This window comes from uncultured Gemella sp., assembly GCF_963519265.1.
GTDB lineage: Bacteria > Bacillota > Bacilli > Staphylococcales > Gemellaceae > Gemella.
This window is the reverse complement of record NZ_CAUQNQ010000039.1, coordinates 1-13,100: the sequence shown is the minus strand read 5'-3', so window position 1 is coordinate 13,100 and position 13,100 is coordinate 1. Positions and strand designations below refer to the sequence as shown.

Sequence of the window (13,100 nt, the reverse complement as noted above, 5' to 3'; positions counted from 1 at the left end):
ATAGTGATATTGTTCAAGCTTTAGGTAAAGTTGAAATTGATGTGAAAGAATTAGGTTTGGATTTTGCTTCAGCTTCAGCACATAAAATTGGTTCACTTAATAATTTTGGATTTTTATATGCAAAAGATGGAGATGTTGAGCCATTATTATTAGGTGGAGGTCAGGAAAATGGTCTTCGTTCTGGGACGACTGACTTACTAGGGATACTAGTTCTTAATGACTGTTTATCAGAGACATTAGATTCAATTCCAGCTCTTAGAGAATTGAAACATTACTTTATTTCTGAACTTGAGAAAAATGAAGTTGAATTTGAAGTAAACGGATCTATAGAGAATTCATTGCCGAATATATTGAATATTTATTTTAAAAATATTGAAGCACAGCGACTGATTACATATTTAGATGCGCACGACATTTATATTTCTGGAGGATCTGCTTGTAGTTCAGGAAATATTAAAGGAAGTCGTATAATAACAGAGATGTATAATATTGAACGTGCTGCACATTCTGTAAGAATGAGTGTTGGCTTTGATACAAGCAAAGAATTAATTGATGAAGTTGTAGAAAAGATTGCAACTTTAGAGAAAAGAGTAAAAGAAAGGAATTAATAATGAATAGCAACAAAAAAGTAGTAGTTGGAATGAGTGGTGGAGTTGATTCATCTGTAACAGCATATCTTCTAAAACAACAAGGATACGATGTTATAGGTGTTTTCATGAAAAACTGGGAAGAAAAAGACGACAGAGGAGTTTGCCTAGCAGAAAAAGATTATGAAGATGTAATTAAAGTATGCGAACAATTAGATATTCCTTATTACTCTATAAACTTTGAAAAAGAATACTGGGATAAAGTATTTACTTACTTTTTAGATGAATACAAAAAAGGTCGCACACCTAACCCAGATATTATGTGCAATAAAGAAATTAAATTTAAAGTTTTCTTAGAATATGCAGAAGATTTAGGTGCGGATTACGTAGCAACAGGGCACTACGCACGAGTTAAAGATGTTGATGGAGAACGTTTAATGTTACGTGGTGTTGATAATAATAAAGATCAAACTTACTTTTTATCTCAATTAAAACAACATCAAATCAAAAACATCCTATTTCCAGTGGGAGAACTAGAGAAAAAAGATGTTCGTAAGATTGCAGAAGAAGCGGGTCTTGCGACAGCGAAGAAAAAAGACTCAACTGGTATTTGTTTTATCGGTGAGAAAAACTTTAGAGAATTCTTATCTCAATACTTACCAGCTCAAGGTGGTAAAATGGTAGACTTAGATGGTAATGTCCGCGGAGAACACATTGGTTTAATGCATTATACAATCGGTCAACGTCACGGACTAGGTATTGGTGGAACTAAAGATACAGAAGGTGAAGCATGGTTTGCATGTGGTAAAGATCTTGAAAATAATGTATTGTATGTTTGCCAAGGATTCCACAATGAAAAACTATATTCAGATAGCTTACTAGCAAGTTCACTATCATTTACAACGAAAAATCCACAACCTAATAAATTTACATGTACTGCAAAATTCAGATATCGTCAACCAGATACTGAGGTAGAAGTAGAAGTATTAGAAGATAATAAAGTAAAAGTTGTCTATAAAGAACCGGTGCGTGCTGTTACTCCAGGACAAGCGGTTGTTTTCTATGATGGAGATGTTTGTCTAGGTGGGGCAATTATCGATGAAGTATATAAAGATGGAGAAAAACTTCAACTATAATATAAATAAATCCTAAATGTTAGAATAGTTTCTACTGTTTAGGATTTTTAGTTTACAAAAATTAGGTAGGTTAAATTAAATAGTATTTGAAATTTACAAATATGACAGCATACATACTATCAAGGAATTGAGTATTAATAGAAAAAAAGAATTTTTAGTATAATAAAAATGGAAATAGAAGATAAGTTTTAAGCCGACTTTGACAGTTTTAGACACTAGAAAAACCTGATGAAAGATGTAGCTACAGCTTTTTATCAAGATGAGATTGATTAATAAATAAACTGAAAACAACTCAAAAATCTTGATTTCGGAGAAAGAAGATTTTGTTAAAATTGGACATTCTCATTTTAACATTTCCAACTAAAAAGCTTTTTAAAGGCGAATTTAGATATTAATAAATCCCTGTGTTTATGAGTTCTCATATAAACTTTATTAAAATTTAGGAGTTTTGAATCAGCCCTTTTTCTATTTTTACAAAATTTAAATTTTATATGTAACTGAATTTATTATAACTTCATAGCGAAAAAAAACTAATGTACTTTAGATATAGAATAATGGTGTTTAATAGTTTTTAAACTATGGTAAATGCTTGCAGTTTATGATAAAATTGTATTTAAGTAATTTAATGGAGATGATAATTTGAATATTGGAATCACAGGAAGTATAGCGTGTGGAAAAAGTACTGTATCAGACTATTTGATAACTAAGGGGTATACCATTATTGATGCTGATAAACTTGGACATGTTGCGCTTACTAGCAATGATGTAAAAAGAAAACTAGCTGAAAAATTTGGAGAGAATATTTTAGAAAATAATGAAATAAGTCGGGAAAAATTAGGAAAGATAGTTTTTGGAAATACTGAAAACTTAAAAAATTTAAATAGTATTATTCATCCTAAAATAAAAGAATTAATTTTAAAATTACAAGAAGAACATAAAGATGAAGATTTGGTTTTTTTAGATATAGCACTATTATATGAGGCTAATTTTGTTGACTTAGTTGAGAAAGTTGTTGTTGTCTATGCAGACGAAGAAGTACAATTAGAAAGATTAATGACACGAAATTCTTTAACAAAAGAAGAGGCTCTTATTCGTATAGAAAGTCAAATGAGCGCACACAAAAAAGCATCATTAGGAGATTTTGTGATTAATAATAGTTATAATAAAGAAGAGACATTTCGACAGACAGAAGAAATAATTGAAAAATTAAAAAGAGGAGATAAATAAAATGACTAATGTATTAGAAATTAGTAATCTTGGTGGCGGGTATAATCGTAGAAAAATTATTGATAATATCAATATACAAATACCAAAAGGAAGTATCACAGCTTTAATTGGGCTGAATGGAGCTGGTAAAAGTACGACAATTAAACATATATTAGGATTACTTAGGCCTATGGAAGGTGAGATAAAGGTTAATGGTATTACGATTACTCATGATAATGAAAAATATAGAAAGAGTATAAGTTATATTCCAGAGTCACCTGTTTTATATGAAGAATTAACATTAGAAGAGCATATAAATCTAACAGCAATGGCTTATGGATTAGATATGGAAGATACGTGGGAAAAAGCTGAAAAATTACTAGAATTATTTAAACTAAGTGATAAGAAGAAATTTTTCCCAGTACACTTTTCAAAAGGTATGAAACAAAAAGTAATGATTATTTGTGCCTTTTTAGTAGAGCCAAATTTATACATAATTGATGAACCATTTTTAGGACTTGATCCAATAGCAATTAATGATTTAATTAATTTAATGTGTGAAAGAAGAGATAATGGAGCTAGTTTATTAATGTCTACACACATACTAGCTACAGCGGAGAAGTATTGTGATAATTTTGTTATTATTCACGAAGGGAAAATTCTAGCGAATGGGAATTTAGAACAACTAAGGGCTGAATTTAATATGGCAGGTGCGTCTTTAGATGAAATTTATCTATCATTAACGGTACGAGATAGTAATGAGTAATATAGAGAATATTTTTGCCAATAGACGTAAGAAAGAGCAGGAGCTAAAACTAACATATAGCAAGTACATTTTTAATTCGCACCTAATTATGTTTCTTATTATTGTGTTAGGAGCAGCAATGATTAACTATTCTAAATGGATAGCTATAGCTAGTCAATTTGAATTGTATTCGGTGTTTATTGCCGCAACATTGGCTTTTAGTTATTATTTAATAAGTACAAAGGTTAAAACATATATAAAAGAAGCTGATGCGGTATTTTTACTACCGCTAGAGAAATACTATAAAAACGTTGGTAAAAAAACTATTATTAACACAACGGTAGTACACGTTATAGCGTTTGTTATTTTCTATTTTTCAGTTAAACCTATTACGAGTATTATAGGTACTGTTGATCGAATTGCTATTTGTTTATTGATTATGGTTATTTTATTAAATAATTTATTGAAATACTTTCAAATTATTCACTATAAAGAACTTATTTGGGTTAAAATTCTACAATTTATTGTGGTTTTTATACAAATTATTTCAGTCTTTATAGTTAATACTTATATACTAATTGCTGATTTAGTTGGAATAATTGCGTTATCGTATAGTACATATTATATTCTTAAGAATGCTGGAAATGTAAGAAACGCTGACGATAAAGAAAAGTTCGTTGTAAAATGGAATGAAGCAGCTGAATATGACAAGCATCGTATGGAAAGTTACTTGAAATTCGTGAATATGTTTGTAGATGTTCCGTTAAGTGGAGTAAAAGTTGCTAGAAGGAAATATTTTGATGCGATTTTACCTAAATTAACTAAAGACAATTTCACTAAAGAAAATAGCTTTAAATATTATTATTATAGAGTCTTTTTAAGACAGGAAAATACGGTATTTCTAGCTTTAAGACTTATGTTATTAGCTGGATTAATAATTTTTAGTTTTAAAAATCCGTACGTAAGTGCAGTAGCTATTATATCTTATAGTTACTTAACAATTATTCAACTTGTCCCTCTGTATAAACAGATGAGTAATAATATCTGGCATAGTATATTACCAGTTGATGAAAGTATCAAAATAGGTAGTTTCAAAAAATTACTGATGGTTGTTATGTTAACTACTACTATTATACTCGCAATTTTTGCTATCTTATTTAGTAATTTTGAAGGTATGACGATAGTAATAATTATTCTATCAGTATTGTTAGCCAATATTATAGCTAAAATGTTTATTGAAAAAGTAAAATAGAAGGTATTATCATGAAAAATATAGCGATAATAGGAGGAGATTTATCAGGAGTAAGCTGTGCTTATTTTTTAGATAAATTCTCAGGAGTAAACTCAAGAAAATTTAATATTGATTTAATTGAAAGAAATTTAGAATTTGCGAATGATAGATTTGGAAAATTTCAATATGGTCAAGAAATTTATGATAATGGCTGGCATAATTCAATTAGTGAACAAGGGGTACTATTTTATTTAATGATAGAATTAGGGCTTCATAGATATTTAATTAAAAGTGGTGTAACTAAAAAAGTATTTTTTACAAAAGAAGGAATTAAATATCTACCAGAAAAGATGCTTTATGGGGTACCATTAGATAAAAAAGAATTATTATTGTCAGATTTATTCACTTTTAAAGAAAAATTATCGATAATATACAATATGTATAATACGTTAGAAGATGAAGATATAAAAGAATTGACGGCTGAGGAGTTTTTTAAAGCTGTAATCAACGAAAAAATTTATGATAAACTTATTGAACCTTTATTAACTAGTTATTATGCATGTGATATTTCTAATCAAAGTATGGTTAGTTTGATGCCCGAACTTTCATTTTTAACGATTCAAAAAGAAGATATTAATAAAATATTAGAAGAAATGTATGATAAAAATGTCATAGACAATATTACCGTTGGCTCGGAATATAGATTAAAATTCACGTTAAAATCATTTATAGAAACACTAGAGGCAAATTTTTCAGATAAAGTATTTTTAGAATTGAATCGTAAGGTTGAAAAAATAGAAAAAAAAGGTGATAAATATTTAGTTCATTCAAATGGTAGTATATATTATTATGATTATGTAATACTGACATTAAACCAGAAAAATTTTTTACCGTGGTTTAATGGAGATGAAAAAATTACTGAATTTTATTCAGATATGAATTATGTTTCTAATATAGTTGTAACTCTTGTTTATAAGCGAGATGAATTACATATTAATCGTGAAATTGGAGAAATAATTTTTCCAAAAGATGATAGTGAATATGTAACAAAGTTAGAATATGTAAGTAATAAATGGATAGATATAAAAATGAGTGGAATACAAATCGTGAGGGCTTATATTAATAGAGAAGAAGCGGTTAGCGAATTAATGGATAAAAGTGATTCTGAAATAATAGAAATAATTGAAAAAGAAATAATTAAAGTTCATGGAGTAGTCGGTAAAGTTAGTAAGTACTACATTAGTAAGGTTAAAGATAATTACAGATTTCGTTGTAAAAATTATAATAAAAACATAAATAAATTTAACGAATATATGAAAAAAGAATATCCAAATGTGTTTATAATAGGGAAGTCGAAAAAAGGTACAACTCTTGAAAATACAGTATTGGAAGCTAAAGAAGTAGCCAAACAAATTTTAGAAAATATAAGATAAGAAAGGACGTACAAAGTACGAGGTGAAAAAAATGAAATTTTTTACAAATAAACAAGCAGGTGTAAAAGTAACACCAATATTTGAAGATGAAGTATATGATAATAAGTTATTAGAATATACAAAAGAAAAAGAATTATTTTCAGGAAAACTTAAAGAAGTGCACACTAATCTTCCTTTTGATGGAGAAAAAGAAATACTTTTAGGATTCGGGAAAAAAGAAGAGTTAGTAGAAGATAAAGTACGAGAAGTATTCTTTAAGTTGGTGAAAGCACTAGAAAAAAATAAAGAATTAGAAGTATATGTAACTTTACCTAAGATAGATAACATCTCGACAGAAAAATTTGTAAATGCGGCAGTTGAAGGTGCATTACATGCAACTTATAAATTTGATAAGTATAAATCAGATAGAGAAGAATTCCCAGAGATTACAATTAACTTATCAACTGAAGAGAAGTTAGATAAGTTAGAAGAAGTAGTGAATGAAGCTCGTGATATTATGAGTGGAGTATTCTTCTCACGTGATTTAGTAAATGAAAGAGCAGAGTACTTATATCCAGAAACACTTGCTAATATTGCTAGTAAGGAATTATTAGCATTAGGTGTTGAAGTAGAAGTATATGATGAAAAACAATGTGAAGAGCTAGGATTAAAAGGTTTATTAGCTGTAGGGCGTGGTTCAGATAGAAAACCAAGATTTATCGTTATGAAATACTTAAATAATCCAGAGGAAAGTGAAGTAATTGGATTAGTAGGTAAAGGTGTAACATACGATTCTGGAGGTTACTCAATTAAACCTACTGCTAATAGTATGGACATAATGCACTGTGATATGGGTGGTGCAGGAACTGTAATTGGAACAATGAAACTAGTTGCGACTAGAAAATTAAAAACTAATGTAATTGCAGTTGTTGGTGCATGTGAAAATATGATTGCTGGTGGTTCTTATAAACCAGGTGATGTTGTTTCAACTTTATCAGGAAAAACTGTAGAAGTATTAAATACAGATGCAGAGGGGCGTATTACTTTAGCAGATTCAGTGTACTACGCTACTGAAAAATTAAAAGTTAGTAAAGTAATAGACTTAGCTACATTAACAGGAGCATGCTTAGTAGCATTAGGTGAATTCTACACAGGAGCCGTAACAAACAACCAAGAGTTTTATAATGAACTAAGCAAAGCAGCGAAAGATGCTGGAGAAAGGGTATGGCAATTGCCAGCTGATGATAGCTTTAGAGAATTAAATAAATCTACTATTGCAGATGTAAAAAATACAGGTGGAAGACTTGGTGGAACAATAACAGCGGGATTATTCATCGAAAATTTCGTAGCTAATGATGTGCCATGGGTACACTTAGATATAGCTGGAACTGCATACCTATCAAAAGCCGAAAAATACCTTCCAAAAGGTGCTACAGGAGTACATGTTAAAACATTGTATAATTTATTAAATAAATAATTGTAGATGATAAAGAAAGAACTCAATGATGAAATCATTATATAATTGAGTTCTTTTGTCTATAATAAGGCAATATTAGGAGTTAATAATAGGAATAGAAGAAAATTTTCATAAAAAATTTAAAAAATATTGAATTTTTACTTGACAAGCACATACTAAGGGTGTAAAATAAGTAACAATAAAACAAAACCTTAGAAAAGAATAGTAATTTGGTAAAAAATTTTTAGCGAGCTAACGTTGGTGTGAGGTTAGTAATTTTTCTAGATGAACGCACTTTTTAGGCAATTATTAAATAATTGGTAACTCTGCCTTAAAGAGATTGAGTGGGTATGCTAAATACCAAGAAAAGTGGCAACGCGGAATTGATTTCGTCTTTTTATAGTTTCTTAGGAAATTATAAAAAGACTTTTTTATTTATCTCGTGCCTTTATACAGACCATGGACTGTATCTTTCTTAGTTTTAGTGTATCAAAAAGAGTGGCACCGCGAAATATCGTCTCTTTGTAGCTAGAATTACTAGCTGCAAGGAGATTTTTTATTTATAATTCGTTCTTTTCTAGAATATAATAAAGAAAAAAAGGAGACAAAACAATGAAAAAATTATTATTATTCATTACATCAATTATCACAGTATTCACATTAACAGCATGCTCAAGCAGCAAAACAAAAACAAAATCAGAGGAACTTAAAGACAAAGGGAAAATAGTTCTAGGAGTATCACCAGACTATCCTCCGTATGAGTTTTTAACTACAGAAAATGGTAACAAAAAAGTAGTTGGAGCAGATATTTACTTAGCAGAGCAAGTAGCTAAAAAATTAGGTGTTCAAGTTGAAATTCAAGAAATGGCATTCGATTCACTAATCGCAGCTTTAAATGCTAACAAAGTTGATATGGTAATTTCTGGAGTTAACCCAACAGAGGAAAGAAAAAAAGCAGTTGATTTCTCTGATGTTTATTATACAAGCAAAGGAATTTTCGTTGTAAATAAAGATAGCGAAGAAATTAAGTCTGTAGCTGATTTAAAAAATAAAAAAATCGGTGTTCAAAAAGGTTCAACTTATGAAACTTATGCAAAAGAACAACTAAAAATGGATGAGAAAAATATCCAAGCTTTAACTGACGTTCCAAGCTTACTACAAGATTTAAAAAATAAAAAAATTGACGTAGTATTAATACCAGATGATGTTGCTAAAATTGCTATGAATAAATATACAGATATTAAAATTAGTGCATTTACTGCAGAAAATGATCCAGAAGCAACAGGTATGGCAATAGCGTTCAAAAAAGGAAAAGATAATAGTAATAAAGAATTATTAGAAAAAGTTAACGCAGTAATTAAAGAAATTCAAGAACAAAAAGTATTTGAAAAAGAACTTGATAAATATGCTAAAGTTGCTGCACAAAGCGAATAAAAGAGAGGTATAAAATAGAATGTTTGATTTTCTTCCAAATTATTACACGACGTATTTAGAAGCTACGGTAACAACATTAAAAGTTTCACTTATAGCTTTACTAGTAGGATTAATACTTGGAATTGTAATATGTTTAGCAAAAATTAGTACTTTTAAAGTATTTAATATAATAGCAGCAATATATGTAGAAATAATTAGAAATACACCAATACTAGTGCAAATTATGATTATCTATTTTGCACTACCAGAAATCGGGATTTCATTTACACCATTTATGTCAGCGATAATTGCTCTTTCAATTAACTCTGGTGCTTATGTTAGTGAAATATTCCGTTCTGGAATATTAGCAATTGATAAAGGACAAATGGAAGCAGGACGTTCTTTAGGACTTAGTTATTTCCAAACTATGAAATTAATTATTTTACCACAAGCTTTAAAAAATAGTTTACCAGCTTTAGGTAATGAATTTATTTCATTAGTAAAAGAATCTTCAATAGTTTACTTCGTAGGGGTAGCAGATATAATGTTTACAGCAAACACTGTAAAAAATGCTACATACCAAACATTTGGACCATACTTAGTAGCTGCTGCAATATATTTTATAATTACATCAATATTATCACTATTGGTAAAACGTTTAGAGAAAAAATTAACGAAGTAGGTGAAGAAATTGTTATTAGAAATAAAAGATTTACATAAGAAATTCGGAAAATTAGAAGTATTAAAAGGTGTAAACATAAGCGTTGAAAAAGGGGAGAAAATCGTAATTCTAGGTTCAAGTGGTAGTGGGAAGAGCACAGCGTTACGTTGTGTGAACTTATTAGAAACACCTACAAGTGGACAAATTTTATACAACGGTGAAGATATTACTAAACAGAATATTAATAAATATAGAAAAAAAGTTGGAATGGTATTTCAAAACTTTAATCTTTTCCCAAACATGAGTGTATTAGAAAATATTACACTTGCTCCAAAAACGTTCGGTGATAATACTGCTGAAAACATAGAGAAAAAAGCAGTTGAATTGCTAAAACGTGTAGGATTAGAAGATAAAAAAGATGTTTATCCAAACAGTCTTTCAGGTGGACAAAAGCAACGTGTAGCAATCGCGCGTGCCTTAGCTAATTCACCAGAAGTATTATTATTTGATGAGCCTACTAGTGCTCTAGATCCAGAGATGGTAAAAGAAGTACTAGATGTTATTAAAGAATTATCAGAAGAAGGATTAACTATGCTAATAGTTACTCATGAAATGAATTTCGCAAAAGAAGTTGCTGATAAAGTAATATTTATGGATGGGGGAGTAGTATTAGAAGAAGGAACTCCATCGGAAATATTCGATAATCCAAAAGAAGAAAGAACAAAAGAATTCTTCTCAAAAATATTATAATATAGTAAATATCACTAAGGAATTTAAAGGATTCTTTAGTGATATTATTTTATATTGAACTTAATATATGTACTGCTTTTGTAAAAGTTTCACTTTATGTTAACTCTTTGCTATAATAGGAGTTAGTATAGAGGTGTTGTAAGTGAAGAATGGGAATTATATTATGTGGAGGTAGTGTTATAGATATACTAGAAAATTTATCAAGATTAAGTTTAGTTCCTATAGTTATTATATTTTTAAATGTTAAAATATCAGGAGAAAAACATTTTAAGATAGCTGCTGTTTCGCTATTATTTGTAATTTTTCTGAAATTTTTCTTTTTAGATTATCATGATTTTCCAATTACAAAGATGGTTTATCTATTTTTAGTGCTATATGCTTTGCAGATGCTTTTTGAATATAATAAATTGTTAAAATTAATGGGAGTTATTCCAGAGGATAAAGAATAAGGGAGTGACTCAAAAATCGTGATTTCGGAGAAACAAGATTTTGTCGAGTCACCCCCGCAAAGTTTATTAGATATCTAAAAAGCTTTTATAAAGCGAATTTAGATATCAATAAACCACTGCGTCTATGAGTTCTCATATACACTTTGTTAAATTTTAGGACTTTTGGGTTAACCCCATTATACTAAATCTAAACTTTAGGTAGTATAGTGCTTAAAAAATTTTTTATTTATTTTAATCGAATTTTTATAGATAGAAATAAAGTTAAAGTTCGTTTATGACGAATGTTTCTTTATGTAAACTCTCGCATTTTTTTAAAAGAGAAGGTAGTTTTTATCGAAAATTAATATAAAACATAAAATATTCATGTAAAATATGAACTTTAAAAATAAAAGTTCTTGACTTTTAGAGATAAAACATATATTATTATCTATGTGCTTAAGCATTAATAAAAACTAAGGAGAATTTTCTATTTATGTTAGAACGTCTTTTTAAATTAAAAGAGAACAATACTAATACTAGAACTGAAGTAGTTTCTGGTTTAATTACATTTTTCTCTATGAGTTATATTTTAGTAGTAAATCCAGCTGTACTATCAGCAGCAGGTATTCCGTTAGATAGAGTATTTACAGCGACAATAATCGCGATTTTAGTCGGTACTTTAATTATGGCATTAGCAGCGAACTATCCAATAGTAGTTGCACCTGGTATGGGGATAAACTCATATTTCGCAACACTAGCTGCAACATCAGGTTATAACTATAAAACTTTATTAGCAACGTGTTTTTTAGGAGCTGTTATTTTCGTAATTTTATCAGCAACAAAATTCCGTGAAAGTTTAATTGATTCAATTCCTAATAATTTAAGACATGGGATTTCAGCAGCAATTGGATTATTTATCGCATTTTTGGGGCTTAAAAACTCTTCGCTTATTGTAGCAAATCCACACACAATTCTTTCATTAGGAGATTTAAAAAATCCTGTAGCTTATATGACAATTCTAGGTATCTTTATTATCCTTGTTCTATTAGCTTTAGAAGTAAAAGGAGCTATTTTCATTGGAATGGCAATAGTTGCTATAATTTCATATTTTACAGGAATGTTAAAAGTAGAAAAAATCTTTGGTATTCCTCACATGGATTTAAGTTTATTATATAATCCGGTTAGTGAAAGTATTAATGCTTTACAATTAGGATTATATGGAATAGTATTCACATTCTTAATGGTAACATTATTTGACACTACGGGTACAATGGTTGCAGTAACTAGTCAAGCAGGACTAATTAAAAATGGGAAAATGGAAAAAGCAAAAGAAGCTTTATTAGCTGACTCATTTGCTTCACTAGCAGGATCTTTATTTGGAACTACTCCAACTTCAGCTTATATTGAATCTTCTGCAGGGGTTGCTAACGGAGGACGTACAGGTCTTACAGCTTTAACAACAAGTTTCTTGGTTGTAATCTCAATTTTCTTATTCCCACTTGCAAGTAGTTTAGCATCAGTTCCAGCGATTACATCACCAGCATTAATCATCATTGGTTCATTCATGATGGAAAGTATTGCTAAGATCGACTGGTCTGATATAACAGAAGCATTCCCAGCATTTGTAACAATTGTAGGTATTCCACTTACAGGTTCAATTAATGATGGTATTGCATTTGGATTTATCTTCTATGTAGTATTAAAATTATCTAAAAAACAATGGAAAGATATTCATCCATTAATGTATTTATTTGCAATATTATTTGTAATTCAGTTACTTTGGTTACATGTATAATACAGATAAAAAGTTGAAAATTAGAAATCGAGCTCGAAAAATTTTTGAGCTCGATTTTTTACATATTGCGAATATTATCAGTTAAGTTAATATAAAATTAGATAATTTATATTAATTATTTAAAAAATGTTTGCCTTTTTGATGAAGGTATAGTATTATAATAATACTATTATAAATTAAGAAAGGAAATATTATATATGAAAAAAGGTTTATTAACCGGATTGTTATTATTTGGTATCTTTTTTGGTGCTGGAAACTTAATCTTTCCACCAGCACTAGG

The 13,100-nt window shown here is 29.0% G+C and carries 13 protein-coding genes and 1 other annotated feature; all 13 genes read left to right on the top strand.

Annotated features, from left to right (window positions below; translation table 11 throughout):
* Window positions 1-608: aminotransferase class V-fold PLP-dependent enzyme (locus RWN11_RS05310; RefSeq protein ID WP_314160737.1), on the top strand; the 608-nt coding region annotated here is incomplete at its 5' end.
* Between the two features lie 2 nt (window positions 609-610).
* Window positions 611-1,723, top strand: coding sequence for a tRNA 2-thiouridine(34) synthase MnmA (mnmA, locus tag RWN11_RS05305; RefSeq protein ID WP_299324822.1), 1,113 nt, complete (start codon window positions 611-613; stop codon window positions 1,721-1,723).
* A gap of 639 nt (window positions 1,724-2,362) precedes the next feature.
* Entirely contained in the window at window positions 2,363-2,950 is a 588-nt protein-coding gene (coaE, locus tag RWN11_RS05300; RefSeq protein ID WP_314160736.1) for a dephospho-CoA kinase, read from the top strand.
* Between the two features lies 1 nt (window position 2,951).
* Window positions 2,952-3,695: an ABC transporter ATP-binding protein gene (locus RWN11_RS05295; RefSeq protein WP_314160735.1), complete on the top strand. Its 744-nt coding sequence runs from the start codon at window positions 2,952-2,954 to the stop codon at window positions 3,693-3,695.
* Window positions 3,688-4,926, top strand: coding sequence for an ABC transporter permease (locus RWN11_RS05290; RefSeq protein ID WP_314160734.1), 1,239 nt, complete (start codon window positions 3,688-3,690; stop codon window positions 4,924-4,926). The genes RWN11_RS05295 and RWN11_RS05290 overlap by 8 nt, the downstream gene beginning before the upstream one ends.
* A gap of 11 nt (window positions 4,927-4,937) precedes the next feature.
* Window positions 4,938-6,338, top strand: coding sequence for an FAD-dependent oxidoreductase (locus RWN11_RS05285; protein WP_314160733.1), 1,401 nt, complete (start codon window positions 4,938-4,940; stop codon window positions 6,336-6,338).
* A 31-nt stretch (window positions 6,339-6,369) separates the two neighbouring features.
* Window positions 6,370-7,794: a leucyl aminopeptidase gene (locus tag RWN11_RS05280; RefSeq protein ID WP_314160732.1), complete on the top strand. Its 1,425-nt coding sequence runs from the start codon at window positions 6,370-6,372 to the stop codon at window positions 7,792-7,794.
* A 183-nt stretch (window positions 7,795-7,977) separates the two neighbouring features.
* Window positions 7,978-8,173, top strand: a binding site (T-box leader).
* Window positions 8,174-8,385: 212 nt separating this feature from the next.
* The gene (locus tag RWN11_RS05275) at window positions 8,386-9,207 is read left to right on the top strand and encodes a transporter substrate-binding domain-containing protein (RefSeq protein WP_314160731.1); all 822 of its coding nucleotides are present in this window, start codon (window positions 8,386-8,388) and stop codon (window positions 9,205-9,207) included.
* 19 nt (window positions 9,208-9,226) lie between these two features.
* Window positions 9,227-9,868 carry an amino acid ABC transporter permease gene (locus RWN11_RS05270; RefSeq protein ID WP_314160730.1) on the top strand — a complete coding sequence of 214 codons (642 nt, stop codon included), beginning with the start codon at window positions 9,227-9,229 and terminating at the stop codon, window positions 9,866-9,868.
* A gap of 9 nt (window positions 9,869-9,877) precedes the next feature.
* Window positions 9,878-10,597, top strand: a complete 720-nt coding sequence (locus RWN11_RS05265; protein ID WP_314160729.1) for an amino acid ABC transporter ATP-binding protein — start codon at window positions 9,878-9,880, stop codon at window positions 10,595-10,597.
* Between the two features lie 149 nt (window positions 10,598-10,746).
* Entirely contained in the window at window positions 10,747-11,046 is a 300-nt protein-coding gene (locus tag RWN11_RS05260) for a hypothetical protein (protein WP_314160728.1), read from the top strand.
* Window positions 11,047-11,518: 472 nt separating this feature from the next.
* A complete protein-coding gene (locus RWN11_RS05255) occupies window positions 11,519-12,820 on the top strand; it encodes an NCS2 family permease (protein ID WP_314160727.1) in 1,302 nt (433 codons plus the stop codon).
* Between the two features lie 197 nt (window positions 12,821-13,017).
* The coding region (locus RWN11_RS08265; protein ID WP_399536066.1) for a branched-chain amino acid transport system II carrier protein at window positions 13,018-13,100 on the top strand (83 nt) is incomplete at its 3' end.

Bases quoted from the DNA above. Each gene is read 5' to 3' on its own strand.
- RWN11_RS05290 (WP_314160734.1), top strand. From the start codon at position 3,688: ATGAGTAATATAGAGAATATTTTTGCCAATAGACGTAAGAAAGAGCAG.
- RWN11_RS05255 (WP_314160727.1), top strand. From the start codon at position 11,519: ATGTTAGAACGTCTTTTTAAATTAAAAGAGAACAATACTAATACTAGA.
- RWN11_RS05275 (WP_314160731.1), top strand. From the start codon at position 8,386: ATGAAAAAATTATTATTATTCATTACATCAATTATCACAGTATTCACA.
- RWN11_RS05295 (WP_314160735.1), top strand. From the start codon at position 2,952: ATGACTAATGTATTAGAAATTAGTAATCTTGGTGGCGGGTATAATCGT.
- RWN11_RS05270 (WP_314160730.1), top strand. From the start codon at position 9,227: ATGTTTGATTTTCTTCCAAATTATTACACGACGTATTTAGAAGCTACG.
- mnmA (WP_299324822.1), top strand. From the start codon at position 611: ATGAATAGCAACAAAAAAGTAGTAGTTGGAATGAGTGGTGGAGTTGAT.
- RWN11_RS05260 (WP_314160728.1), top strand. From the start codon at position 10,747: ATGGGAATTATATTATGTGGAGGTAGTGTTATAGATATACTAGAAAAT.
- RWN11_RS05280 (WP_314160732.1), top strand. From the start codon at position 6,370: ATGAAATTTTTTACAAATAAACAAGCAGGTGTAAAAGTAACACCAATA.
- RWN11_RS05285 (WP_314160733.1), top strand. From the start codon at position 4,938: ATGAAAAATATAGCGATAATAGGAGGAGATTTATCAGGAGTAAGCTGT.